The organism is Stenotrophomonas sp. 57, assembly GCF_030291075.1.
Classification (GTDB): Bacteria; Pseudomonadota; Gammaproteobacteria; order Xanthomonadales; family Xanthomonadaceae; genus Stenotrophomonas.
Map to the genome: position 1 here is coordinate 53746 of NZ_CP127407.1, position 25564 is coordinate 79309.

General features: G+C 68.0%; 22 protein-coding genes. 15 read left to right on the forward strand and 7 right to left on the reverse strand.

Going from position 1 to position 25564, the window contains the following annotated elements; all coding sequences use genetic code 11:
- The first annotated feature begins 53 nt into the window (after nt 1-53).
- Nucleotides 54-539: an Lrp/AsnC family transcriptional regulator gene (locus QP512_RS00235; protein ID WP_164137061.1), complete on the forward strand. Its 486-nt coding sequence runs from the start codon at nt 54-56 to the stop codon at nt 537-539.
- Between the two features lie 40 nt (nt 540-579).
- Here the strand turns inward: QP512_RS00235 and QP512_RS00240 are convergent, their stop codons facing one another.
- Both QP512_RS00240 and QP512_RS00245 read right to left on the reverse strand, forming a co-directional pair.
- Nucleotides 580-1572, reverse strand: coding sequence for a patatin-like phospholipase family protein (locus tag QP512_RS00240; RefSeq protein WP_286070479.1), 993 nt, complete (start codon nt 1570-1572; stop codon nt 580-582).
- Nucleotides 1573-1717: 145 nt separating this feature from the next.
- Entirely contained in the window at nt 1718-2731 is a 1014-nt protein-coding gene (locus QP512_RS00245; protein ID WP_286070480.1) for a TIGR00266 family protein, read from the reverse strand.
- Nucleotides 2732-2889: 158 nt separating this feature from the next.
- On the opposite strand from QP512_RS00245, the gene QP512_RS00250 reads away from it, so the two are divergent.
- Nucleotides 2890-5160 (forward strand): TonB-dependent receptor, encoded by a 2271-nt coding sequence (locus QP512_RS00250; RefSeq protein WP_286070481.1) that lies wholly within the window; start codon nt 2890-2892, stop codon nt 5158-5160.
- Between the two features lie 132 nt (nt 5161-5292).
- Here the strand turns inward: QP512_RS00250 and QP512_RS00255 are convergent, their stop codons facing one another.
- Nucleotides 5293-6132 carry a phosphatase PAP2 family protein gene (locus QP512_RS00255; RefSeq protein WP_286070482.1) on the reverse strand — a complete coding sequence of 280 codons (840 nt, stop codon included), beginning with the start codon at nt 6130-6132 and terminating at the stop codon, nt 5293-5295.
- Nucleotides 6133-6393: 261 nt separating this feature from the next.
- Here QP512_RS00255 and QP512_RS00260 point away from each other — a divergent pair, with 261 nt between their 5' ends.
- Nucleotides 6394-7272, forward strand: a complete 879-nt coding sequence (locus tag QP512_RS00260; RefSeq protein WP_286070483.1) for a hypothetical protein — start codon at nt 6394-6396, stop codon at nt 7270-7272.
- A gap of 11 nt (nt 7273-7283) precedes the next feature.
- A complete protein-coding gene (locus tag QP512_RS00265; RefSeq protein WP_286070484.1) occupies nt 7284-8486 on the forward strand; it encodes a DUF4785 domain-containing protein in 1203 nt (400 codons plus the stop codon).
- 214 nt (nt 8487-8700) lie between these two features.
- On the opposite strand, the gene QP512_RS00270 is transcribed toward QP512_RS00265, so the two are convergent.
- The gene (locus QP512_RS00270) at nt 8701-9522 is read right to left on the reverse strand and encodes an ATP-binding cassette domain-containing protein (protein WP_286070485.1); all 822 of its coding nucleotides are present in this window, start codon (nt 9520-9522) and stop codon (nt 8701-8703) included.
- Between the two features lie 151 nt (nt 9523-9673).
- On the opposite strand from QP512_RS00270, the gene QP512_RS00275 reads away from it, so the two are divergent.
- The 4 genes from QP512_RS00275 to QP512_RS00290 all read left to right on the forward strand — a co-directional run bounded on the left by QP512_RS00275 (nt 9674) and on the right by QP512_RS00290 (nt 13788).
- Nucleotides 9674-10876 (forward strand): fatty acid desaturase, encoded by a 1203-nt coding sequence (locus tag QP512_RS00275; protein ID WP_286070486.1) that lies wholly within the window; start codon nt 9674-9676, stop codon nt 10874-10876.
- Nucleotides 10873-11205: a hypothetical protein gene (locus QP512_RS00280; RefSeq protein ID WP_286070487.1), complete on the forward strand. Its 333-nt coding sequence runs from the start codon at nt 10873-10875 to the stop codon at nt 11203-11205. Before QP512_RS00275 ends, QP512_RS00280 begins: the two co-directional genes overlap by 4 nt.
- 60 nt (nt 11206-11265) lie before the next feature.
- Nucleotides 11266-12078: a bifunctional DNA-formamidopyrimidine glycosylase/DNA-(apurinic or apyrimidinic site) lyase gene (gene mutM / locus QP512_RS00285; protein WP_286070488.1), complete on the forward strand. Its 813-nt coding sequence runs from the start codon at nt 11266-11268 to the stop codon at nt 12076-12078.
- 105 nt (nt 12079-12183) lie between these two features.
- Nucleotides 12184-13788, forward strand: a complete 1605-nt coding sequence (locus tag QP512_RS00290; RefSeq protein ID WP_286070489.1) for a glucan biosynthesis protein D — start codon at nt 12184-12186, stop codon at nt 13786-13788.
- A gap of 596 nt (nt 13789-14384) precedes the next feature.
- On the opposite strand, the gene QP512_RS00295 is transcribed toward QP512_RS00290, so the two are convergent.
- Nucleotides 14385-15005: a thymidine kinase gene (locus tag QP512_RS00295; RefSeq protein WP_286070490.1), complete on the reverse strand. Its 621-nt coding sequence runs from the start codon at nt 15003-15005 to the stop codon at nt 14385-14387.
- A 101-nt stretch (nt 15006-15106) separates the two neighbouring features.
- Here QP512_RS00295 and QP512_RS00300 point away from each other — a divergent pair, with 101 nt between their 5' ends.
- Both QP512_RS00300 and QP512_RS00305 read left to right on the forward strand, forming a co-directional pair.
- Nucleotides 15107-17083 (forward strand): UvrD-helicase domain-containing protein, encoded by a 1977-nt coding sequence (locus QP512_RS00300; RefSeq protein ID WP_286070491.1) that lies wholly within the window; start codon nt 15107-15109, stop codon nt 17081-17083.
- Nucleotides 17084-17189: 106 nt separating this feature from the next.
- Nucleotides 17190-17717, forward strand: a complete 528-nt coding sequence (locus QP512_RS00305) for a GNAT family N-acetyltransferase (RefSeq protein ID WP_286070492.1) — start codon at nt 17190-17192, stop codon at nt 17715-17717.
- 83 nt (nt 17718-17800) lie between these two features.
- On the opposite strand, the gene QP512_RS00310 is transcribed toward QP512_RS00305, so the two are convergent.
- A complete protein-coding gene (locus QP512_RS00310; RefSeq protein ID WP_286070493.1) occupies nt 17801-18451 on the reverse strand; it encodes a DUF480 domain-containing protein in 651 nt (216 codons plus the stop codon).
- Between the two features lie 101 nt (nt 18452-18552).
- On the opposite strand from QP512_RS00310, the gene QP512_RS00315 reads away from it, so the two are divergent.
- The 4 genes from QP512_RS00315 to plsB all read left to right on the forward strand — a co-directional run bounded on the left by QP512_RS00315 (nt 18553) and on the right by plsB (nt 24233).
- Nucleotides 18553-19473 (forward strand): 5'-nucleotidase, lipoprotein e(P4) family, encoded by a 921-nt coding sequence (locus QP512_RS00315; protein WP_286070494.1) that lies wholly within the window; start codon nt 18553-18555, stop codon nt 19471-19473.
- The gene (pyrF, locus tag QP512_RS00320) at nt 19470-20195 is read left to right on the forward strand and encodes an orotidine-5'-phosphate decarboxylase (protein WP_286070495.1); all 726 of its coding nucleotides are present in this window, start codon (nt 19470-19472) and stop codon (nt 20193-20195) included. The genes QP512_RS00315 and pyrF overlap by 4 nt, the downstream gene beginning before the upstream one ends.
- 448 nt (nt 20196-20643) lie before the next feature.
- Nucleotides 20644-21597 carry a hypothetical protein gene (locus QP512_RS00325; RefSeq protein ID WP_343229516.1) on the forward strand — a complete coding sequence of 318 codons (954 nt, stop codon included), beginning with the start codon at nt 20644-20646 and terminating at the stop codon, nt 21595-21597.
- Nucleotides 21597-24233, forward strand: coding sequence for a glycerol-3-phosphate 1-O-acyltransferase PlsB (plsB, locus tag QP512_RS00330; protein ID WP_286070497.1), 2637 nt, complete (start codon nt 21597-21599; stop codon nt 24231-24233). The genes QP512_RS00325 and plsB overlap by 1 nt, the downstream gene beginning before the upstream one ends.
- A 101-nt stretch (nt 24234-24334) precedes the next feature.
- On the opposite strand, the gene QP512_RS00335 is transcribed toward plsB, so the two are convergent.
- Nucleotides 24335-24538 (reverse strand): YdcH family protein, encoded by a 204-nt coding sequence (locus tag QP512_RS00335; RefSeq protein ID WP_286070498.1) that lies wholly within the window; start codon nt 24536-24538, stop codon nt 24335-24337.
- Nucleotides 24539-24629: 91 nt separating this feature from the next.
- On the opposite strand from QP512_RS00335, the gene ttcA reads away from it, so the two are divergent.
- Entirely contained in the window at nt 24630-25562 is a 933-nt protein-coding gene (gene ttcA, locus QP512_RS00340) for a tRNA 2-thiocytidine(32) synthetase TtcA (protein ID WP_286070499.1), read from the forward strand.
- The last annotated feature ends 2 nt before the right edge of the window (nt 25563-25564 follow it).

The window sequence follows — 25564 nt, forward strand, 5'->3', positions numbered from 1 at the left end:
AATGGGCTCGGTGGCGCAATATCCTTGCGTACTCACCATGTTGCGGGGCAACAATGGCCGGAGAAGTCCAGTTCGATCGCACGGATATACGCCTGCTGGCCGAAATCCAGCGGGATGGTCGCGCCACCAACGCTGAACTGGCGGCGCGGGTGAACCTGTCGCCCTCGGCCTGCCTGCGCCGCCTGCAGCGGCTGGAAAGCGAGGGCGTGATCGTCGGCTACGGTGCGCGGCTGGAACCGCGGCAGCTGCGCCTGGGCCTGCAGGCCTTCGTGCGGGTGCAGCTGGAAAAGCACGACCAGGCCGCCATCGGCCACTTCGTGGACAGTGTGCAAGCGTGGGATGAAGTGGTGGCCTGCCATGCGCTGACCGGCGACATGGACTATCTGCTGCACGTCTACGTGCGCGACCTGGAGCACTTCTCGCGCTTCCTGCTGGACCGCCTGCTCAACGCCGGTGGCGTGGCCGATGCCAATTCCAGCTTCGTGCTGCGTACCGTGAAGGGCTTCCAGGCGTTGCCGCTGTCGCAGCTGGAGCCCTGAGCGACCACCGGGGCGTGCCCGGTGGCCAGCCATCAACGGATCAGCACTTGTCCTTGCGGCCCATCAGCTTGCCCAGACGCGAGGCTTCCTCGCACTTGGGTGCAGCCACCGGCGGCGGTGCGGCTGCGGCGGCACGTGCGCGCTGCAGCTGCTGGATCTTCGCGCGGATCTGCGGCATCGCCGCCATCGCGGCCTTTTCACCTTCCAGGATCGCGGTGCCGCGCTGGCTGAAATCAGCGGCGCCGATGTCCAGTACCTTCGGCCGGATGACCACGTCGGCGCGCGCCAGTTCCTGCTCGCCCAGGCGCTGGCCCATGATCGAGATGGACTGGTTGACGATGCCGAGCATGCCGGTCGGTGCCTTGCCGCTGGCCTTGCTGGAGATGTCCACGGCGATCACGAAGTCGGCGCCGAGCTGGCGCGCGGCATCCACCGGCACCGGGCTGACCACGCCACCATCGATGTAGTTGCGGCCGCCGATCTTCACCGGCTCGAACACGCCGGGAATGCTGCTGGAGGCGCGCACGGCCTGGCCGACGTTGCCGCGCACGAAGATCGCGCGCTCGCCTGTTTCCAGCTGGGTCGCGACTGCGGCGAACGGCTTCTTCAGGCGCTCGGCGGGGCGGTTGGCGACCTGCTCGTTGACGTAGTCCTGCAGCTTCTGGCCCTGCACTAGGCCACCGGAGAACAGGCGCACGTCGCGGATGCTGGCTTCATCCAGCGCCACCGCCTTGCTCTGCATCTGGAACGCATCCATGCCGCTGGCATACAGCGCGCCGACCACGCTGCCGGCGCTGGTGCCCGACACCACCACCGGCTCGAAGCCATTGGCCTCCAGCATCTTGATCACGCCGATGTGGGCAAAGCCCTTGGCCGCACCGCCACCGAGGGCGATACCGATCTTCACCGGCTTGGCCTGCGGCACCACGGTCGGTGCCGGCGGCGGCGTGGGGCGGACCGGGTCGCCACCGCAGCCGGCCAGCAGGCCGATCAGGGCGACGGACAGCAGCATGCGGGGGCGGAACAGGCTCATCGGCAGTGCGCTCGCGGCGCCGGATTCGGGAAAGGGCGCCAGCATACCGAAGCGGTGGCGGGGCGGGCAGGGTGGGGGAGCTGCCTATTCAGGAAATGGAGCGCGGGCGGGGCCGGCCAAGGTCGGCACCGCCCGGGCGAGGGGCTCAGAACCGGTTGTCGCCGTCCAGCATCCGGCCCAGGCCGCCCAGCACCGAGCCTTCGCCGCGGCTCTGGCCGCCGCCCTGCGGCGCCGCCAACCACATGCGCCCGGCCAGGCGCGAGAACGGCAGCGACTGCAGCCAGACCTTGCCCGGGCCGGTCAGCGTGGCCAGGAACACGCCCTCGCCTCCGAACAGCATGCTCTTGATGCCGGTGACCCGGCGTACGTCCATGTCCACGGTCGGGTGGTAGGCCACGACGCAGCCGGTATCCACGTCCAGGCGCTCACCTGCGGCCAGCTCGCGCTCGACCACGCAGCCACCGGCGTGGATGAACACCCAGCCGTCCCCTTCCAGCTTCTGCATGATGAAGCCTTCGCCACCGAACAGGCCGGTCATGATCTTGCGCTGGAACTGCACGCCGATCTGCACGCCGCGCGCACCGGCCAGGAAGCTGTCCTTCTGGCAGATCAGGCGGCCGCCGTGCTGGTCCAGTTTCATCGCCAGCACGGTGCCGGGGTAGGGCGCGGCGAAGGCGACCTTGCCCTTGCCATGGCCGCTCTGGGTGTAGACGGTGGCGAACAGGCTCTCGCCGGTCAGCACGCGCTTGCCGGCGGCCATCACCTTGCCCATGAAGCCGCCCTGGACGCCGTTGGCGGCGCCGAACACGGTATCCATCTGCACCGTGGCGTCCTTGAACATCAGTGCACCGGCCTCGGCGATGGCGCTCTCGCCGGGGTCGAGCTCGATCTCCACGAACTGCATTTCATGGCCGACGATGCGGAACTCGATGTCGTCGGCGCGGCCGCTGACGCCTGCCGGTACCGGCGGCGGGGTATTGGGCATGCCCGGCGCCGGCGCCTGCAGCTCGGCCACCTCGGCGATCGGCGTCCACCCGCTCATGCCCTGGCACCAGGCCAGGGCGCGTGGATTGGCCTGGGCGTAGCGGCGCGCGGCCTCGTCATCAAGCGGGCCGACGCGCTCGGCCTGGGCGGAGGCGTGGAAGAACCACTGGGTCATGGCGGCGGGTCCGTCGCGGTGGAAACCCCGAGTCTAGCGAGCGCCCGGGGGCGTCGGCGACGGGGCCATGAACGGCGGGCGTTTGCGGCGCAGGTGCTGTATTGCAACAATTATCTGGTAGCGCCGTTTTACCACCCCTCCAAACACAGCCTACCGCCATGTCCCCGACCCGCACTTCCCGTGGCCGCCTTCCGGTCGCGCGCCCCCTCGTTGCCGCTCTTTCCGCCCTGCTGCCGCTGGTAGCAGCCGCCCAGGAAATCCCCGCTGCCAAGGATCCGGTTGCCCTCGATGCCCTGCAGGTGACCGCGCAGCGCCGCGTCGAGAACGCCAAGGACGTACCGGTCGCACTGAGCGCGATCCAGGGCGAGAAGCTGGATGTGCTCGGTTCGGCCGGCGATGACATCCGCTTCCTGGCCGCGCGCGTGCCCAGCCTCAACATCGAGTCGTCCTACGGCCGTGCCTTCCCGCGCTTCTACATCCGCGGCCTGGGCAACACCGATTTCGACCTCAATGCCTCGCAGCCGGTGTCGCTGGTGTACGACGACGTGGTGCAGGAAAGCCCGCTGCTGAAGGGCTTCCCGCTGTTCGACCTGGCCAACGTGGAAGTGCTGCGTGGCCCACAGGGCACCCTGTTCGGCCGCAACACCCCGGCCGGCGTGGTCAAGTTCGATTCGGCACGCCCGTCGCAGGATGCCGATGGCTACATCCGCGTGGGCTATGGCAGCTACAACAGCTGGAACGTGCAGGGTGCCTACGGCGGCCCGCTGACCGATCGCTGGTCGGCACGTGTCTCGGCCATCTACCAGCGCCGCGACGACTGGGTCGACAACACCCGTGCTGGTGCCCCCAACAGTGGCTTCGAAGGCTATGACGAATCCGCAGGCCGCGTGCAGTTCCTGTACGAAGGCGACGACTTCGAAGCGCTGTTCAACCTGCACAAGCGCAAGCTCAACGGCACCGCGCGCCTGTTCCGCGCCAACATCATCCAGAAGGGCGGCAATTCGCTGGTCGAGAACTTCGACCGCGACAAGGTGGCCAACGATGGCGTCAACTTCTCGGACCTGGACACCTGGGGCGGCAGCGCGCGCCTGCAGTGGAACCTCGGCTCGGTGACGCTGCACTCGATCACCGGCTACGAGACCGCCGAATCGCTCAACCGTGGCGACATCGACGGTGGCTACGGTGCAGCCTTCCTCGGTGCCGGCAATTACGGCCCGGGCCTGATTCCGTTCTCGTCGGAGTCGGCCGACGGCCTGCCGCACCACCGCCAGTGGACGCAGGAAGTGCGCATCGAGTCCAACGAATGGGGCCGCTTCGACTGGCAGGCCGGCGTCTTCTACTTCGATGAAGACGTGACCATCAACAACTTCAACTACGACTCGCTGACCCCGGGCAATCCGCAGACCGGCCACGTGGTGCAGAACCAGCGCAACAAGGCGTGGGCGGTGTTCGCTTCGGGCGACTTCGATGTCACCGACCGCTTCAAGCTGCGCGCCGGCGTGCGCTACACCCAGGACAAGAAGGACTTCAGCGCCAGCGTGCTGCAGGCCGTGCCGTTCGGCACCCCGGTCAGCGGCCCGTACCTGGCCAACACCGACGTCAACGACGTCAGCTGGGATGTCAGCGGCGTGTACAAGCTGACCGACGACATCAACGCCTACGCCCGCGTGGCCAAGGGCTTCCGTGCGCCGTCCATCCAGGGCCGCCTGGCCTTCGCGCCGGGCCTGTCGCAGGCCGATTCGGAGAAGGTCATCTCGTATGAGGCCGGCATCAAGGCCGACCTGTTCGAGCGCCGTGCGCGCCTGGGCCTCAGCGTGTTCCGCTACAACGTCGACGGCCAGCAGCTGATCGCCGTGGGCGGCAGCAACAACACCGCCACCCTGCTCAATGCCGACAAGACCATTGGCCAGGGCGTGGAGCTGGACCTGGAGGCCTACCTGGCCGACAACGTCCTGCTGACCTTCGGCAGCAGCTACAACGACACCGAGATCAAGGACAAGAACCTGGCGGTGGCGATCTGCGGCGGTGGCTGCACCATCACCGACCCGACCACGGTGATCAACGGCCAGACCTACGCACTGGTCAACGGCAACCCGTTGCCGCAGGCACCGAAGTGGATCCACAACGCGACCCTGCGCGTGGGCTTCCCGCTCAGCGACGGCAGCGAGCTGTACGCCTACACCGACTGGGCCTACCGCAGTGCGGTGAACTTCTTCATCTACGAGTCGCCGGAGTTCCGCGGCCGTAGTTCGCTGGAAGGTGGCCTGCGCCTGGGCTACAACTGGGATTACGGCCAGTACGACGTGGCCGTGTTCGGCCGCAACCTGACCAACCAGACCCGCGTGGTCGGTGCGATCGACTTCAACAACCTGACCGGCTTCCTCAACGAGCCGCGCACCTGGGGCGTGGAGTTCACCGCGAAGTTCTGATGCGTTGGCTGCGTTGATGCAATGAAGAAGGGCCGGCGCAATGCCGGCCCTTCTGTTTCCTGCTTCATGTAGAGCCGAGCCTGCGCTCGGCTGCTCTGAGCCGAGCATGGCTCGGCTCTACAGAGGCATGGCTTACAGCGCGCTCTGCGGGCGCACCTTCAGCACCGCGTTTTCGGTGGCGCAGTCACGGCTGGAATGCAGGCCGGCCTTGCGTGCGGCGGCGATCTCCCTGCGCGCGGCCAGCAGGTCCTTGTTGAATGCGGCGTTGTCGTGCAGGCGGGCCACGGCGGCGGCGCCCATGAAGCGGCCTTCCAGGATGTCGCTCTGCCAGTGCACGTTGCACACCAGGCGGCTCTCGCCGTAGTTGCGGCCGCGGGCCTGGATGGCATCGGCGCGGTCCGGCACGATCTCCGACAGGATCAGTGCCCAGGCCCAGCCGATCGAGGTGTGGCCGGACGGGTAGGAGCCGTTCTTGCGCAGGCCTTCTTCATCCTTCGGTGAACAGGTCGGTTCACCGTTGACCATGAACGGGCGCGGGCGCTGGTAGTGGTTCTTGGCCGCCTTGGTGGCGGCGCTGGCGTCGATCCGGCTGCGCTCCAGCAGTCGGTACAGCGCCGGGGTCTTCACCGCGTCGACGTCGATGTCGGCGGCGCAGGAGAAGTGGTTGGCGCCTTCCGGGAAGCCGAGTTCGGCATCGACGCCGGCCTGTGCGAAGCGCGGGCTGCCACGCAGCGCGCGGGCTTCACGGCTGACCTGTTCGTCCAGCGCGAGCGCGGCCGAACCGGCCACCGGCGGCGCCGGCACCAGGTCCAGGCTGGCCGGGACCGCATCCTTGTCCAGGTAGCCCACGGCCTTGGTGGTGATGTTGGCTTCGACGGCGGTCGGCTTGGCGGCGGTGGCGGCACAACCGGCCAGGGCCACGGCCACGGCAAGGCCGAGCAGCGGGCGGGCAGGGTGGGAAATCAGCGACATGGACGGGCTCCGGAGAAAAACATCGCGCCATGATCGCAGTCCGTGTACGACACCGCAGTGGCCATCGGTCATACGGCCAGACCCGGCATGGTCATTGCCGCGATATGAAAAAACGTCACCGAGTGGCGTCAGTCTCCTGAATCCGGGCGCAGCGCACGGACTTTCACGCCGCTGCACCGCGAGCATCGGCACAACGGCAAGCGCCAGGGCCGTCCAGTTCCAGCCGGGTCGGGGGGATCCGCTGACAGAGGGAGAGAAGCGATGCGCAGCACCGCAACAGGAAGTACCGTCCTGGCCCTGCTCCTCGGGCTTGCAGCAACGCCGGCGCAGGCCGCCGACGTGGTCGGCGTGGCCTTCGTGCATGGCACCGGCGCGCAGACCAACGCCACCCAGGACTACTGGCAGCCGGCCATCATCGACACCGTGCGCCAGGGCCTGCCGAACAGCAGCAACTACGTGGTCATCAACTGCGACTTCACCCAGTACATGTGGAAGCCGGAGGCCGCCGGCTGCCTGGCCAACCAGCTCACCAGCTTCATCGACAGCCGCGGCATCACCCAGCTGGTGGTGATCACCCATTCCAACGGCGGCAACGTGGTGCGCTGGATCCTGTCCAACCCGACCTACGACAGCCGGTACCCGAAGATCATCCGCACGGTGCGCAAGGTCACCGCGCTGGCACCGTCCTCGGCGGGCACGCCGCTGGCCGATGCGGTGCTCAACGGCAATACCTTTGAAACCTCGCTGGGCTGGCTGCTGGGCTACAAGAACGACGCGGTGCGGCAGCAGCAGGTGGCGAGCATGGCCGCCTACAACGCGCAGAACCTGTACGGCACCGCAGGCCGTCCCGCCCTGCCCAAGCCGTTCCGAGCGGTGGTCGGCAGTGACGTGGAATCGGCGGTGTGGGATAGCAACAGCTACTGCGGTGGCTATGCCGCCAATGTCGGCCTGGAGTTCACGCAGAACTGGTTGTCCTCCTGCTCCGACGGCTTCCTGGAGTGCAGCAGCCAGAAGGCCGCCGGCACCACCTGGTTCACCGACAAGCAGCGTACCCAGGGGGCGGAGCCGCTCAGCCACAACCAGAGCCGCCGCGAGTGCTTCGGCCTCGGCACGATCCTGCGCAACGACCTGACCCAGTGAGGGAGACGACCATGACGATCCATTCCACCCTGCTGGCCAGCGCGGTGCTGGCGGCGCTGTCCCTCTCCACCGCACAGGCTGCGCAGCCGTTGAACGCCGCACGTGCCGGCGACCAGGTACCGGCCGCGCTGGTTGCCGCGCCGTTGCCGGCCGATGACAGCGAACGCGTACCGCTGTCCTTCGCCTGGGCGTTGGACCCGGCACAACCGCTGCAGGCGGCCACGCCGTATGCCTCTGTCAGCCGCAGCTACTGGCAGCAGGTCGATGGCGCGCAGCTGCAACGCGGCGTGGATCTGCCGCTGACCGCCGCCGACGCGGTGATCCAGCTGAGCCCGGCCGAAGGCGCGCGTGCAGTGCCGGCCAACACGTTGCAGGTGCGTGACCCGGCCGGGCGCAGCAGCGTGGCGCGCAGTGTCGACGCACGTGCGCTGCAGCAGGCCGGCATGCCGGTGGGTGATGGCAGCAGCATGCTGCGCACCGGCGCGACCAGTGCGGCCGGTGCGTACACGCTGCAGAGCACGCAGGCACAGGGCCGCTACGTGGTGCAGGTGCTGGAGCCGAACAGCCCGCTGCGGCTGGAAGTGCAGGCCAACCAGGCGCAGGTGCTGGCCGGTGGCAACGTGCAGCTGCAGGCACGCTTGCTTGAAGACGGTGCCACCACCGCGCAGATGGCCTCGCGCCGCGGCAGCCTGGGCGGTGAAGCCCTGCTGGTCGCACCGGATGGACGCAGCTGGCCGCAGCGGTTGCTGCGCACCACCGATGGTGCCCTGCGTGCGCAGGTGCGGATCCCCGCTGACGTCGGCACCGTGCAGGGGCTGTGGGAACTGCAGGTGTTCGCCCAGGCCGATGGTGTGCTGCGCGATGGCAAGGTGGCCTTCGCGGTGGCGCGGCCGACCGCGCGCTTCAGTGGCCAGGCGGCACCGGATCCGGCCAGCCGCCAGGTGGCGTTGCCGCTGCAGATAGCTGCAGCGGGCCGCTACGAGGCGCGCGGCACGCTGTATGCCACCGGCCGCGATGGCCAGCTGAAGCCGGTCGCGCAGGCGCATGCGGCGGCGTGGTTCGATGGACCGGGTGCAGGCCAGCTCGTGCTGCCGTTCGACCAGGCTGCGTTGCCGGCCGGTTTCGGTGCGCCGTACGAGCTGCGCGACCTGCAGCTGCAGGACCAGAGCCGGATGGCACCGATCGAATCGCGCGCGCTGGCGTTGCGGTTCTGAGGTTGGGCACAGCGGGCCGGGATCCGGCCCGCTGCATCGACATCATGACGGGACGGTCTGCCGGGGGGGTAGAGTCGACTGTTAGTCGACTATCGCGCGCAGCGCGGGATTTTTGCGATCCAGGCGAAAGGCAGTCGACTAACAGTCGACTCTACCGCCGTGGGTTTCCCGGGCCCATCGGTTTCCGAGCCGGCCGGTTTCCGAGCCCGTCGCCTTATCCCGCGTACGCGGTCAGCCGGCCTTCCTGCTCGCATACGGTAATCGCGCCGCCGAACACCGCCGACAGCGGTTCGTTGCGCAGCAGCTCGGCGCGGGTGCCATCGGCCAGCACACGGCCATCGCGCAACAGCACCACGCGTTCGATCTCGGGAATGATCTCTTCGATGTGGTGGGTCACCAGCACCAGCGTGATGCCCTGCTGGGCGAGCACCCGCATGGTCGCCACCAGCTGTTCGCGGGCGACCAGGTCCAGCCCGGTGGAGGGCTCGTCCAGCAGCAGCGCCTGTGGCCGGTTGACCAGCGCCCGCGCGATCAGCACCCGGCGGGTCTCGCCGGCCGACAGCTCGGCATAGGCACGCTCGCGCAGTGCCAGCGCGCCGGTCATCGCCAGCGTCTCAGCGACGCGTGCACGCATGTCGGCGGTCACTTCGCGGAAGGCCGGCACCACGTAGCTGGCAAAGAAGCCGGACAGCACCGCCTGTTCCACGGTCAGCCCGGGCATGTCGGCCAGGTTGCTGCTGAGATCGCCAGTGACGATGCCCAGCTGCGAACGCAGCCGGTCCACCTGCCAGCGGTTCTGCCCCAGCACCTTCACCGCCACCGCGCCCTCGCCCTGGGCCAGCGGGTACAGCTCGCGGGTGATCAGCTTGATGAAGGTCGACTTGCCGCAGCCGTTGGGGCCGAGCAGGGCGGTGTGCTGGCCCTGCGCGATGCGCAGGCTGAGCCCGTGCAGTACCTTCACCTGGCCACGCACGACGGTGGCACGGTCCAGTTCGATCAACGGGGGCTGCTCCGCGACGGGCGGGGCGGCGATCATGGCGCTGGCGCGTGGATCAAGGCTCGACAACTCAGGTCCCCAACTGTGAACGGTGCCACGGAAGGCGGACGAAATCGCCGCCGCAGGGATGCAGTTTGCAACGCAAGCGCCCATGATGTCTGCCATCCCCGCGTCGATCCGGAGAGCCTTCATGCCTGATGCCCTGATGTCCCTGTTGACCGGTGGTGTGATCGGCCTGGGCTGGTGGGCCATGCTGGCGGTGCTGCTGGTCTTCACCCAGATCACCATCTTCTCGGTGACCCTGTACCTGCACCGCAGCCAGGCCCATCGCGGGGTCGACTTCCATCCGGCGCTGGCCCATGTGTTCCGCTTCTGGCTGTGGCTCACCACCTCGATGATCACCCGCGAGTGGGTGGCCATCCATCGCAAGCACCACGCCAAGGTGGAGACCGAGGACGACCCGCACAGCCCGGTCACACGTGGCATCGGCAAGGTGTTCTGGCACGGCGTGGAGCTGTACCGCGAAGCGCGCGGCATGCGCGCAGACATCGAGCAGTACGGGCGTGGCACCCCGGATGATGCGATCGAGCGTCACCTGTATACCCCGCATGCCACGCTCGGCCCGGTGCTGCTGCTGGCGATCAACAGCGTGTTGTTCGGCTTGCCCGGCGTGGCCCTGTGGGCGATCCAGATGGCGTGGATCCCGTTCTGGGCCGCCGGTGTGGTCAATGGGCTGGGGCACTGGTGGGGGTACCGCAACTACGAATCGGCCGATACCTCCACCAACCTGACGCCGTGGGGGTTCTGGATCGGTGGCGAGGAACTGCACAACAACCACCACGCCTTCCCCAGTTCGGCGCGCTTTGCGATGCGGCGCTGGGAGTTCGACATCGGCTGGAGTGCGATCCGCCTGCTGCAGGCGCTGCGCCTGGCCAAGGTACTGCGGGTGGCGCCGGCCATGGACGTGCGCCCGAATATCGCCGTACCCGATGCCGAAACCCTGAAGGCGCTGCTCTCGCACCGTTTCCAGGCGATGACCGATTACCAGCGCAATGTGTTCATGCCGGCCCTGCGCGAGGAAGCCGCTCACGCCGGCGCCAAGCTGCGCCGCCTGCTGCCGCGTCGTCTGCGCCGTGGCCTGGTCAATGATGGCCGCTGGTTGAAGCCGGACAGCCGCGCCCAGCTCAGCGCATGGGTAGCACAGCGGCCACGCATCCGGACCCTGGTCGAGTACCGCGGCCGCTTGGCAGCCTTGCTGGAGGCGCGCGGCCACGATGCGGCCGAGCGCCTGCACCAGCTGCAGGCGTGGTGCCGCGAGGCCGAGGAGAGCGGTATCGCGGCGTTGCAGGCTTACGCCGCACGATTGAAGGGCTACAGCCTGGTGGGCGCGTGAGGGCAGGGTACGGACTACTGCTGGCGGCGCTGCTGCCGGGCGCGGTGATGGCCCAGGTGACCGACACCGCCAGCTACCTGCAGCGGATGGACAGCGATGGTGACGGCAAGGTCAGCGAGGCCGAGTACGTGCAGTGGATGCTGTATGCCTTCGACCGCATGGACCGTAACGGCGATGGCGTGCTGAGCGCCGAGGAGCTGCCCGGCGGCAAGGGCAGGGCGATCAGCCGCGATCAGCAGCGGCAGGTGATCGTGAAGCGCTTCCACACGCAGGACGCCAACGGTGATGGCTTCCTGGATGCGCGTGAACTGGCGGCACCGCCGCGCTGACCCTGTACCATCGCCGGGCCATGCCCGGCCGCTTCGCATGGCCCGGCGTAGAATCACCGCATGCCTGAACTGCCCGAAGTCGAAACCACCCGCCGCGGCCTGGCGCCGCATCTGGAAGGCCGCCGCATCCATGGCGTGATCCTGCGCCGCGCCGACCTGCGCTGGCCGATTCCGCCGGAAGTGGCCGAACTGCTGCCGGGACAGCGCATCGAGGACATCCGCCGCCGCGCCAAGTACCTGCTGCTGGACACCGCCGTCGGCAGTGCCGTGCTGCACCTGGGCATGTCCGGCAGTCTGCGCGTGCTGCCCGGCGACACCCCGCTGCGCGCCCACGACCATGTGGATATCAGCCTGGACAACGGCCGCCTGCTGCGCTTCAACGACCCGCGCCGCTTTGGCAGCCTGCTCTGGCAGCCGGCCGGCGAGATCCACCCGCTGCTGCAGGGGCTGGGCCCGGAGCCGCTGGATGATGCCTTCGATGGGGACTACCTGTTCGCGCGCAGCCGCGGCCGCAGCGCACCGGTGAAGACGTTCCTGATGGACCAGGCGGTGGTGGTGGGCGTGGGCAACATCTACGCCGCCGAAAGCCTGTTCAAGGCTGGCATCAGCCCGCTGCGCGAGGCGGGAAAGATCTCGCGCGAGCGCTACCAGCGGCTGGCCGACGCGGTGAAGGAGATCCTCGGCTACGCCATCACCCGCGGCGGTACCACCCTGCGCGACTTCATCAGCCCGGACGGCGCGCCGGGCTACTTTGAGCAGGAACTGCTGGTGTACGGCCGCGATGGCCTGCCGTGCCCGAACTGCGGCCGCGCGCTGAAGCACGCCACCATCGGCCAGCGCGCCAGCGTCTGGTGCAGCCACTGCCAGCGCTGAGCCGAGCGGGCAGCGGCAGCTGAACGGGCAGGGCGCGTCTCCGCTGCCCGTTAACGTTTCTCTGCCTATGATGGCCGACCTTCCTTCCGTGCCTGACGCGCCTGCATGCAACGACGCGACTTCATCCGCAATGCCTCCCTCGCCCTGGCTGCATTCGGCCTGCCGTCCCTGCCCGCGTGCGCGGCCAGCAAGAGCGGCCAGCTGGGTCTGCGCCGCCTCGGCCAGCCGCAGCCGTTCGACTTCGCCACCCTGAAGGGCCAGGCGCGCGCGCTGGCACAGGCGCCCTACAAGAGCCACAAGCGCGTGTTGCCGGGCCGCCTGGAAGGACTGGACTGGGACCAGTACCAGTCGATCGGCTACCGCCAGGACCACGCCCTGTGGGCGGACCAGCCGGGCAAGTTCCAAGCCAAGTTCTTCCACCTGGGCCTGTACTTCCATTCGCCGGTGCGCATGTTCGACGTGGTCGACGGCAAGGCGCAGGAGCTGGCCTATGACGGCGCGGCGTTCAACTACGGCAAGAGCGGCATCAAGGACGGCGAGCTGCCGGCCGATCTGGGCTTCGCCGGGTTCCGCCTCAACACCCGCAAGGACACCGACCGTGACTTTGCCGCGTTCCTTGGCGCCAGCTACTTCCGCGCCGTCGGCAAGGAAGGCCAGTACGGCCAGTCCGCGCGTGGCCTGGCGATCGACACCGGCATGGGCAAGCCGGAGGAATTCCCGGACTTCATCGCCTACTACCTGGAGCAGCCGTCGGCCGATTCGGAGACGATCGTGGTCTACGGCCTGCTGGATTCGCCCAGCGTGGCCGGCGCCTATCGCTTCGCGATCACCAATGGCGACGTGCTGCTGATGGACATCGACAGTGCGCTGTACCCGCGCAAGGCGATCGAGCGGTTGGGCATCGCCCCGTGCACCAGCATGTACCAGGTGGGTGAGAACGACCGTCGCATGGCATGGGACTGGCGCCCGGAGATCCACGATACCGACGGCCTGTCGCTGTGGACCGGTGCCGGCGAATGGATCTGGCGGCCGCTGCTGAACCCGCGCAACCTGCGTTTCAACATGTTCGTGGACCGCAACCCGCGCGGCTTTGGCCTGCTGCAGCGTGACCGCAACTTCGACCACTACCAGGACGACGGCGTGTTCTACGAGAAGCGCCCGTGCCTGTGGGTGGAGCCGAAGGGCGAGTGGGGCGAGGGCTCGGTGCAGCTGGTGGAGATTCCCACCGTGGACGAGACCTTCGACAACATCGTCGCCTTCTGGAACCCGAAGGAAAAACCGCAGCCGGGCCAGGAGCTGCTGGTCGGCTACCGCCTGTACTGGGGCGCCGAACCGCCGGCACGCCCGCCGTTGGCGCACTGCGTGGCCAGCCGTACCGGCCTGGGCGGCGTGGTCGGCAAGAAGCGCGAGTACTTCAGCTGGCGCTTCGCGGTGGACTTCGAAGGGGGCGAGCTGGCCACGCTGATCGACAAGGCCGAGGTCGAGGCGGTGGTGGAAGCCAGCCGCGGCCGGGTCGAGATCGTGTCGGCGCGCCCGCTGCGCGAGATCAACGGCTACCGCGCGATGTTCGACCTGGTGCCGCCGGAAGGCAGTACCGAGCAGATCGACATCCGCCTGTTCCTGCGCAGTGGTGGCAAGACCCTCACCGAGACGTGGCTGTACCAGTACACCCCGCCGCCGGCCGGTGCGCCGGAGCGCACGCTTTACTGAGTGGTTTGGGGGTGCAGGGCTTGCAGCCCTGCACCTGCTTCAAGCCACGTCTACGTCAACTTCAAAAGCTGGCTTTCCGTGGGAAGGCGGGGTGGGTCCGGTTGAGGGGGACGCTGCAAGTACGTCCATGTAAGCTCGGTCGCCGCATCCATGCGGCTCACGCCCCCTCAACCGGACCCACCCCGCCTTCGACAGTTTTCCGCGAGCTGTTGGAAGCTGCTGCTGACGGTGGGTGCCGACCGTTGGTCGGCACGGGCTCTGAGCCCAGATGAATTTCGATATCTGACAGGTTCCATCCACGCATGGCGTGGATCTACTGGCCGCTCCGACCCCATTCTGAATATCGATATCTGACAGATGTGCCGACCAACGGTCGGCACCCACCAACAGTCGTGGGGATCTGTCAGAGGTGGGGCGGTGTGGGTGCGCAGGACCGTTGGCGCCATCGATGGCGCCATCGAGCCCCCATGGATGGGTTTACGGCGTGTCCTGCCCACCCACACCGCCCCGCCATCCCACGGAATGCCGCTCCGGCTTTTGACGTTGCCGTTGCATTGAGCAGGTGCAGGGCTGCAAGCCCTGCAGAAAAACACCCCTTACAGCGGCAGGGGCGCCTGCGCCGGGTCGATCCGCCCTTCACCGCGGGTGATCTTCTTGAACTCGGCGCGGCTCACCGACACATAGCGTTCGTTGCCACCAATCTCCACCTGCGGGCCGTCCTGCACCGCATGGCCATGCTCGTCCACGCGCACCGTCATCGTCGCCTTCTTGCCGCTGTGGCAGATGGTCTTGATCTCCTGCATCTCGTCGGCCCAGGCCAGCAGGTACTGGCTGCCTTCGAACAGCTCGCCGCGGAAGTCGGTGCGCAGGCCGTAGCACAGCACCGGAATGCGCAGCTGGTCGACCACCTCGCTGAGCTGCCAGACCTGGGCACGGGTGAGGAACTGCGCTTCGTCCACCAGCACGCAGCCCATCGCCCCGTTGGCGGCCAGGTCCTGCTCGACCCACTGCTGCAGGTCGGTGTCACGGTCGAACGCCATGCCCTCGGCGCGCAGGCCGATGCGCGAGGCGACCACGCCGGCACCGGCACAGTCGTCCAGGCGCGGGGTCAGGATCGCCACCCGCATGCCGCGCTCGCGGTAGTTGTGCGCGCTCTGCAGCAGGGTGGTGGTCTTGCCGGCGTTCATCGCCGAATAGTAGAAATAGAGCTTGGCCATCGGCTGATTGTACGCCGCTGCCCCTACGCGCCGACGCCGTTCAGCATCCCCACCGGCCGGCGGCTGTGGCCGTCACCCGGGCCCGCTACAATCCCTCTCCAATGCACGGTCTCAATCCCCCCCAAGCCGCCGCCGTCCTCCATATCGAAGGCCCCCTGCTGGTGCTGGCCGGTGCGGGCAGCGGCAAGACGCGCGTGATCGTGGAGAAGATCGCCCACCTGATCGGCTGTGGTCGCTATCCGGCCCGCCGTATCGCGGCGATCACCTTCACCAACAAGTCGGCCAAGGAAATGCGCGAGCGCGTGGCCAAGCGCCTGCGCGAGCAGGATGCCGACGAGGTGACCATCTGCACCTTCCACGCCCTGGGCCTGAAGTTCCTGCAGATCGAACACGCCGCCGTCGGCCTGAAGCGCGGCTTCTCGATCTTCGATGCCGATGATGCCGCTGCGCAGATCAAGGACCTGATGTCCGGGGCCAAGCCCGACGACATCGAGGACATGAAGAACCTGGTGTCGCGCGCGAAGAACGCCGGCCTGTCGCCCGAACAGGCGATGGCCGCCGCGCGCAGCAACCGCGAGAAGGAAGCGGCCAGCGTCTACGAGCGCTACCAGCTGCGCTTGACCGCGTTCAACGCCGTCGACTTCGATGACCTGATCCGTTTGCCGGTGCAGATCCTGGAAGAAAACCCGGAGATCGCGCTCGCCTGGCGCGAGCGCATCGGCTACCTGCTGGTGGACGAATGCCAGGACACCAACGACGCGCAGTACCGCCTGCTCAAGCAGCTGGCCGGTGAGAAGGGCAACTTCACCTGCGTGGGCGATGACGATCAGTCGATCTACGCCTGGCGTGGTGCCAACCCGGAAAACCTGCAGCAGATGGGGCGTGACTACCCCGCGCTGGAAATCATCAAACTGGAGCAGAACTACCGCTGCTCCAACCGCGTGCTGCGCGCGGCCAATGCGCTGATTGCCAACAACCCGCACGAGCATCTGAAGAAGCTGTGGAGCGACCAGGCTGACGGTGAGCGCATCCGCGTGTGGGAGTGCCGCAACAGTGAGCACGAAGCGGAAAAGGTGGCCGCCGAAATCGCCTTCGTGGCGCAGTCGCGCAACGTGCCGTGGAGTGATTTCTGCATCCTGTTCCGTGGCAACTTCCAGTCGCGCCCGCTGGAAAAGGCGATGCAGCTGCTGCGCATTCCCTACCACCTGACCGGCGGCACCATGTTCCTGGAACGCCAGGAAGTGAAGGACACGCTGGCCTGGCTGCGTCTGCTGGTGAACCCGGACGACGACACCGCGTTCATGCGGGCGGTGCAGTCGCCCAAGCGCGATGTGGGTGCCGGTACGCTGGCCAGGCTGGCCGAGCTGGCGCAGGAAAAGGACATGCCGATGGCGCATGTGGCCGAGACCATCGGCGCCCTGCAGCAGTTGCCGCCGCGCGCGGCCAACAGCCTGGCGCGCTTCACCGACATCCTGCGCGACCTGCGGGCGCAGATGCGCCAGGTGACCTCCGGCGACATGATCCGCAAGGTGGCCAAGGAATCGGGCCTGCTCAGCGAACTGCGCCAGCAGGCCAAGGAAGAGGCCAGCTACCAGCGCCGCGCCAACAACATCGAGGAGCTGGCGCAGTGGTTCGAGGGCGGCCCGCGCGGCGCCACCGCCGCCGACCTGGCCGGGCAGCTGGCGCTGCTGTCGCGCAGCGACAAGGACGAGGGCGGCAACCAGGTGCGCATGATGACCCTGCACGCCTCCAAGGGCCTGGAGTTCCCGTACGTGTTCATCGTCGGCTGCGAGGACGGCGTGCTGCCGCACCAGGTCAGCCTGGATGAGGGCAACCTGCAGGAAGAGCGGCGCCTGCTGTACGTCGGCATCACCCGCGCCAAGATCCAGCTGTGGATGAGTTACAGCAAGCTCACCCGCAAGTTCGGCGAGCATGTGCGGTTGAAGCCAAGCCGGTTCTTCGAGGAGATTCCGGCCGAGGAGATCCAGCGCGATGGCGCGGACCCGGTGGCGGATGCAGCGCGGAAGAAGGAGCGCGCTAGCGCGGGCTTGGCCGCCATCGAAGCGCTGTTTGATTGAGCGGAGCGCAGCTGTAGAGCCGAGCCCATGCTCGGCTTGCGCATCGACGGATCAGCCGAGCATGGGCTCGGCTCTACAATCGGCCTATCCCAGCGGAGCTCCGCGCATGCATCCCATCGAAAGCGAACGCCTGCGGCTGCGCCGCATCGAGCCGGACCGCGACGCGGCGCCGATGCTGGCCCTGCTCAACGATCCCGGCTTCCTGCGCTTCATCGGTGACCGCAACGTGCGCAGCGAGGAACAGGCGCGCGAGTACATCGCGCTGCGGGTGCTGCACAGCTATGCGCTGAACGGGTACGGCATGTACGCGATCGAGCGGCTCGCCGATGGCGCGTGGCTGGGCAACGCCGGCCTGGTGCGGCGTGATGGCCTGCCGGGGCCGGATATCGGTTATGCGGTGCTGTCCGAATTCGCGGGGCAGGGCTATGCCGGTGAGGCGGCGCGGGCGGTGTTCGCGCATGCGCGCGGAGCGCTGGGCCTGCACGACCTGTATGGCATCACCGACCTGGACAATGTGGCATCCGGGAGGATCCTGCTGGGGCTGGGCATGCAGGCGCGCGGGGTGATCCAGCTGCCGGGCGTGGAGAGTGCGAGCCGCCTGTATGCCACGCCGGGGGCGGCAGAGGTCGGGTAGTGCCGGCTGCTGGCCGGCAACCCGAGGTGGCGTTGGGGTCAGAGCCCGCGGTGCGGGATCCGACCCCGGTCGGCACCCACCCTTCAGCCGCGCAGTTCGGCCAGCTGTGCCTGCAGCTCGGCCACCGCCGCTTCCAGCTGGGCCACGCGCTCGGCCAGGCCCGGGTCGGCCGCGTCGCTGCCACCACCGCTGCTGGCGTACTTCGCGGCCAGCGCCGCGCCGTCCACTTCGCCGCACAACAGGTGCATGTAGCGGTCTTCGCGCTGGCCGCTGGCGCGCGGCAGCACCACCAGCAGCGCGCGCTGCTGCAGGCGCTCGATGGCATGGCGGGCTTCGTCGGTGTCAGCGAAGCGGTGCAGGCGCTCGCTGCGCGAGACCAGCTCACCCAAGGTCTGCGGCCCACGCAGCAGCAGCATCGCCAGCAGCACGGTCTGCTGCCGGGTCAGGTCCAGCGCAGCCTGCAGGCGGTGCTCGTAGCGGTCCGCGCGCGAGGAGAAATGCTGGCGGGCCAGGCCCAGCGTCTCCAGCTGACGCAGCGCATGCTGCACGCTGCCGGCATCAACGTTCATCACCGGCTCGCGGGCGGTCTTCTGGTTGGCGGCCGACTGCGCCGCATTGACCGTCAGCGGGTAGGTGTCCGGGGTGGTCGCCTCCTTTTCCACCAGGCAGCCCAGCAGGCGGGCCTGCACGGCGTCGAGCAGGGGGACGTCGGGGGTCTGGCTGGAATCGGTCATGGCGGCCTCCGGAAGGGCAACGGGTCAACCGCCAAGGATAGCCGTCCCGGCGGCGGCTTTGCCGGTAAAATGCGCCGGTATATCTGATTGCCGGTGAATCCATGCGTCGTCCCGTTTCCCTGTCCCTGACCCTGCTCGCCACCGCGGCGCTGGGCCTGTCCGCCTGCAAGCGCGTGGATGCGCCTGCCGCTGAAGCTGCTGCCCCGGAGGCCCCGGCCGCCGCCAAGGCCGATGGCGCGCTCGATGCCACCGCCAACGACAACCTCAACGCGGTGCTGTGGATGCAGCGCGCGCAGGAATACAAGGCGATCACGGAGCAGACCTACCGCGCTGCCGCCGACCGCCTCGACGCGGCGCTGAAGGAAGCCCATTGGGACGCCCTGGTGCCGGAAGAGCGTGGCAACGAGGCCAAGGGCCTGAAGCCGGCCGTGGTGCTGGACGTGGACGAGACCGTGCTGGACAACTCGCCCTATCAGGCGCGCCTGGTGCGCGATGGCAAGGAGTACGACGAGCTGAGCTGGGACCAGTGGGTGGCCGAAAAGAAGGCCAAGGCGATCCCGGGCGTGGTTGATTTCGCCAAGTCCGCCAACGCCAAGGGCGTGACCCTGCTGTACATCTCCAACCGCGCCGTGCACCTGAAGGACGCGACCCTGGCCAACCTGCGCGAGCAGGGCCTGCCGGTGGCCGATGACAGCGTGTTCCTGGGCCTGGGCACCGTGGTCGAAGGCTGCGAGCAGGCCGGCAGCGAAAAGAACTGCCGCCGCCGCCTGGCCGGGCAGAAGTACCGCGTGCTGATGCAGTTCGGCGACCAGCTGGGCGACTTCGTGGAAGTGACCGCCAACACCAACGAGGGCCGTGACGCCCTGCTGCAGCAGTACCACGACTGGTTCGGCGAACGCTGGTGGATGTTGCCGAACCCGACCTACGGCGGCTTTGAGCCGGCCCAGTTCAACAACGATTACAGCCAGTCGCGCCAGGCCCGCCACGATGCCAAGCGCGCTGCCCTGGACTACGCACCGTGAGCCGCGCGCCGCTGCCGCTGCGCGATGACGAGCGCCTGATCTTCGCGCTGGACGTGCCTGACCGCGTGCGGGCGCTTGAGTGGGTCGATCGTCTCGGCGACAGCGTGGCGTTCTACAAGATCGGCATGGAACTGCTCGCCTCCGGCGAGTATTTCCAGGTGCTGGACGAGCTGGCCCGCCGCGACAAGCGCGTGTTCGTCGACCTGAAGTTCTTCGACATCCCGGCCACCGCCGCGGCGGTGATCAAGCGCCTGTCGCAGTGGCCGGTCAGCTACGCCACCATCCATGGTTGGCACCCGGCGATGATGGAGGCCTGCGCGGCCGCCAACAGCGGCGACATGCGCCTGCTGGCGGTGACCGTGCTCACCTCGATGGGACGCCCGGACCTGGCGCAGATGGGCATCGACCGCGAACCGGTGGACGTGGTGGTCGAGCGCGCGCTGGCCGCCCAGGCCGCCGGCATCGATGGCGTGATCGCCTCGGGCCAGGAAGCCGGTCCGATCCGCGCCGCCACCGGCGCCGGATTCTCGATCGTCTGCCCGGGCATCCGCCCGGGGGGGCCGGTCGGCGATGACCAGAAGCGTACCGTCGGCGTGGCCCAGGCCTTCGCCGATGGCGCCGATGCCATCGTGGTCGGCCGCCCGATCCGCCTGGCGGCCGATCCGCAGGCCGCCGCACGGGCGATCCAGCAGGAAATCGCGTCGGCGCTGGCTGCGCGCTGAGATTCCGCGGCCAGGGCTGCGGGCTTGGACGCCATCCTGCCCCGCGCAGGGTGGCGTTTCTGCATCTGCCAGGCAGTGGTTGTGCCCGAATCGCCGCAAAACCCGCCGTAGATTTCATGGGGCTGTGATGTTGGAAATCACATTCCAATAAAATCAATGATTTATTGCGGTCTACGTAAAGTGTTGCCTTAAGTTGAAGCGCAGCGTAGGATCGCCGCCATCCGGTCCTCGGACCGGACATGTGCCACAACACTGTCCACCGGCCTCGCGCCGGCTTGAAGAGCCTGTGATCCTCGTGATCCCGGCTCTTTTTTTATGCGCGGGCCACGGTCCGGGGTCAGATCCCTTCTGCCAAGGGCAGAAGGGATCTGACCCCAAGTTGCCCCCCGGCTTGCCGCTGTCACGTCGCAGGCCGCAAGATGCGGACCGGTCCGGGGAGTCCGAGTGCATGAGCGTAGCGGTGCGAGGAAGGTCTGCGCGTGGGTGGGGGCTGGCAGCCATGCTGCTGCTGGCGGTGGCTGCGTGCCGTGATTCAGCCGACGATCCGGCCAAGCCGGCAGCCGAGCCGGTCGCGGCGGTGCAGGCGATGGCGCTGCGCCTGGCCGAGGACGATCTGGTCGGCTACGCAAAGCTGTCGGTGCCGCCGAGCCAGTACCCGCGCCTGCAACAGGCCTGGACCGAAGGCCACAGCCAATGGCCGCTGACCGAACTGCCGCTGGGCGACCAGCTGCTGCCGATGCTGGCCGCACTGCGCAAACCCAATGCCAGCGCCGAACTGCAGCGCAGCTTCGATCGCCAGCTGGCCGGACAGGCCGGCGCCGTTCGCCAAGCCGCACAGTCGATGGGCAACTTCGGGGTGCAGTACCTGCGCCATCAGAAGGGCTACACACCGGGCCAGCAGGCGCATTACATCGCCCTCGTCGAAACCCTCGCCAGCTGGGCGCAGGGCGCACCCATCAGCGACCGTGCGCGTGCCCGCAGCACCATCGTTGCGCTGGTCGGCGCCGCCGGCAAGGTCGGCTTCGATGACGAGGCCGGCCTGCAGGCCGCGGGCATGGAAGGCAGCCTGGAGCAGCTGGCGCCATTCATCCACACCCTCAAGGCGGTGCTGGGCAGCTACGGGTTGGGCGTGGACGACGCCTTGCGCAGCGTGCGCGGAGAACTGCTGTCGGTGGAAGGCGACAACGCGCTGGTGCGCCTGCGTTACGACCTCGCCGGCCGTGAAATGAGCCTGCAGCTGCCGCTGAGCCGGCGCGAAGGCCACTGGTACCTGACCCGCACCCTGGCCGACACCGATGCGCTGCTGCGCAAGGCCGACGCGGCCCGCGCCGCAGCGGTCCCCGCCCCGGTTGAAGCCCCCGCCGAGGGTGGGGAAGCGGCAACGCCACCGCCTAAGCCATAATGGCGCCGATGTCGAAACAGAACCCGCTGCCGTTCCCCGGCGAAGAATCCCAGTCGACGCCCGCCGATGCGGTGCCGGCGTCCCCCTCGACCGGTACCGGCCCGAACCCGGTACCGCCGCCCGCGCATGCGCGTCCGGCCGGACGCCGCCCGCTGTGGGCACGGTTGCTGGGCCGCCTGGTCGAGCCGTGGCTGTCGCTGAAGATCGAACCGGAAGACCCGGGCCAGTACAACGATGGCCGCCCGGTCATGTACGTGCTGGAAGACTACGGCCTGTCCAACGCGCTCATCCTGGACAAGGCCTGCCGCCAGGCCGGCCTGCCGTCGCCGCTGGTGCCGCTGGCCGGTGACCCGACCGGCCGCAAGCGCGCCTACCTGGCGCTGTCGCGGCGCAGCTCCAGCAACTCGCTGATTCCCGAGCAGCGCGGCGCCAAGACCCACTCCGATTCGCTGGCCAAGGTCCTGCAGGCGCATCGCGTGCGCGATGACCTGGACGTGCACCTGGTGCCGGTGTCGATCTTCGTCGGCCGCGCGCCGGACAAGCAGAGCGGCTGGTTCGCGGTGCTGTTCTCGGAAAACTGGGCACTGGTCGGCCGCTTCCGCCGCCTGCTGGCGGTGCTGCTCAATGGCCGCAGCACCATCGTCCGCTTCGCGCCGCCGATCTCGCTGCGTTCCATCATCGACGAGGGCCTGGAGCCGGAACGCACGGTGCGCAAGCTGCAGCGCGTGCTGCGTACCCATTTCCGCCGCATCCGTGAATCGGTGATCGGTCCTGACCTGTCGACCCGGCGCCTGCTGGTGGACCAGGTGCTGGCTGCCGAACCGGTACGCGAGGCGATCGCCGCGCAGGCCAAGCGCGATAATTCGAAGCCGGCCGATGCCTGGAAGAAGGCGCACGCCTACGCCTGGGAAATCGCCGCGGACTACTCCAGCCCGGTGGTGCGTTCGGCCAGCTTCATGCTCAGCCACGTGTGGAACCGCATCTATGCGGGCGTGCTGGTGCACCACCTGGACAAGTTCAAGGCCGCCGCGCCGGGCCACGAAGTGGTGTACGTGCCCAGCCACCGCAGCCACATGGACTACCTGCTGCTGTCCTACCTGCTGTACGACCGTGGCATCGTGCCGCCGCACATCGTGGCCGGCATCAACCTGAACCTGCCGGTGGTCGGTACCCTGCTGCGCAAGGGCGGTGCGTTCTTCATCCGCCGCTCGATCCGCGGCAACGCGCTGTACTCGGCCGTGCTCAGTGAGTACGTCGCGCAGCTGGTGGCCGGTGGCTACTCGCTGGAATACTTCGTCGAAGGTGGCCGTTCGCGCACCGGGCGCCTGCTGCAGCCCAAGGGCGGCATGATCTCGATGACCCTGCGCGCGTTCCTGCGCCAGCCGCGCAAGCCGGTGCTGTTCCAGCCGATCTACATCGGCTACGAGAAGCTGATGGAAGGCGGCAGCTACCTGGACGAACTGTCCGGCCGGCCGAAGGAGAAGGAATCGATCTGGTCGCTGCTGTGGGGCATCCCCAAGGTGCTCAAGCAGAACTACGGCCAGGTGGTGGTGAACTTCGGCGAGCCGATCGCGCTGAACGACGTGCTGGCCGAGAAGGCCCCGGAGTGGAAGGGCGAGGCGGTGTCCGAGGACGAGAAGCCGGCGTGGCTGTCGACCACGGTGGATACGCTGGCCGAACGCATCCAGGTGCGCATCAACGGTGCCGCCGACGTCAACCCGATCAACCTGCTGGCGCTGGCGCTGTTGTCCACGCCGAAGCACGCGATGGGCGAAGCCGACCTGATCGCGCAGATCGAGCTGTGCAAGACCCTGCTGGTCGAGATGCCGTATTCGGACCGGGTGACGGTGACCCCGCATTCTCCGGAGCGGATCATCGCCCACGCCGAGGAAATCAACGTTCTCACCCGCATCAAGCATCCGCTGGGCGATGTGCTCAGCGTCAGCGGCGATACCGCGGTGCTGCTGAGCTACTTCCGCAACAACGTGCTGCACCTGTTCACTGCCTCGTCGTGGGTGGCCTGCTGCTTCCAGAACAACCGCCGCATGAGCCGCACCGGCCTGGTCCAGCTGGGCCGCACGGTGTACCCGTTCCTGCAGGCCGAGCTGTTCCTGCCGTGGAGCGAGGACGAATTCGCGCAGCGCATCGACCAGACCATCAACGTGTTCGTGCGCGAGGGCCTGCTGCAGAACGTCAACGACGACGATGGCGGCATCCTGGCGCGCAACACCGGGCAGACCGACGAAGTGTTCCGCCTGCGTGCGATCGGGCACTCGCTGCAGCAGGCGTTCGAGCGTTACTACATCGCCATTTCGGTGCTGGTGAAGAACGGCCCGGGCGTGCTGGGTGCGGCCGAGCTGGAAAGCCTGTGCCAGCAGGCGGCGCAGCGTCTGAGCCTGCTCTATGCACCGGCCGCGCCGGAGTTCTTCGACCGCACCCTGTTCCGGGGCTTCATCCAGAAGCTGCGCGAGCTGCGCCTGGTGTGGCCGGACGAGAACAGCAAGCTGCTGTTCGACGAGCGCCTGGATGCCTGGGCCAAGGACGCAAAGTTCATCCTCGGCCGCGAACTGCGCCACACCATCGAGCGGGTCAGCCCCGAAGCGGCACGCCCGGACGAGCCTGCGCCGCAGGATTGAAGGTAGCGCCGGGCCATGCCCGGCCAAGGGCATGCCAACCAGGGTTGGCATCTACCGGGGGCGAAGCAGTGGATCCACGCCGTGCGTGGATGGGCCACCGCTCAGGCCGGTTCGTCGGGAATCTGCAGGCTTTCCAGCCTGGCGATGCAGTCCTTCAACTGCAGCTTGCGCCGCTTCAGGCGCTTGGATTCCAGTTCGTCCTCGCCATTGGCAGCCATGCGGGTGATCTGTTCATCCAGCAGGCGATGCTCGGCGCGCAGGGCGGCGAGGCGTTCGACGATCTCGGCGGGGCTGTAGGTGTCCACAGCCTCCGAGCATACACAGCGACGATGACTGCCGGGAGAGGGGAACCCCGACCCCCGGCCGGGGCGGCTCCGAGCCGTTAGAATGGAACCCATGAGTGCCGTGATTTCCCTTCCCGATCCCCTGCCGCGTTCCCAGCCGCGCGCCGCCCGCGATCCGCGGCTGGCCGAGCGCGAACAGCACAAGCTGGCCAAGCGCCTGCGCCGCCAGGTCGGCGAGGCGATTGCCGACTTCGGCATGATCGAAGCCGGTGACAAGGTGATGGTCTGCCTGTCCGGTGGCAAGGACAGCTACACCCTGCTGGACGTGCTGCTGCAGCTGCAGAAGAAGGCGCCGGTGCCGTTCGAGCTGGTGGCGGTGAACCTGGACCAGAAGCAGCCGGACTTCCCCGAGCACGTGCTGCCGGAGTACCTGGCCGGGCTGGGCGTGCCGTACCACATCATCGAGCAGGACACCTATTCGGTGGTCAGCCGGGTCATTCCGGAAGGCAAGACCATGTGTTCGCTGTGCTCGCGCCTGCGTCGCGGCGCGCTGTACAACTACGCCGAAACCCACGGTTTCACCAAGATCGCGCTGGGCCACCACCGCGACGACATGGTGGCCACGTTCTTCATGAACCTGTTCCACCACGCCAAGCTGTCGGGCATGCCGCCGAAGCTGCGCAGCGATGACGGCAAGCACGTGGTGATCCGGCCGCTGGCCTACGTGCGCGAGAGCGACATCGTCGACTACGCGCAGGCGCGCCAGTTCCCGATCATTCCCTGCAACCTGTGCGGCAGCCAGGAGAACCTGCAGCGCCGCCAGGTCGGCCTGATGCTGAAGCAGTGGGAAAAGGACCACCCCGGCCGCATCGAGCAGATCGCGCGCGCCATGGGTGAGGTCCGGCCCTCGCAGCTGGCCGATACCACCCTGTTCGATTTCATGGCGCTGGGCCGTCGCGACGACGCGCCGCTGCCCGACGCCCATGCCTGGCTGGCCGGTTCCCCGGCCGACGCCGACGCAGATCCCGAGACGCCTACCGTTTAAGG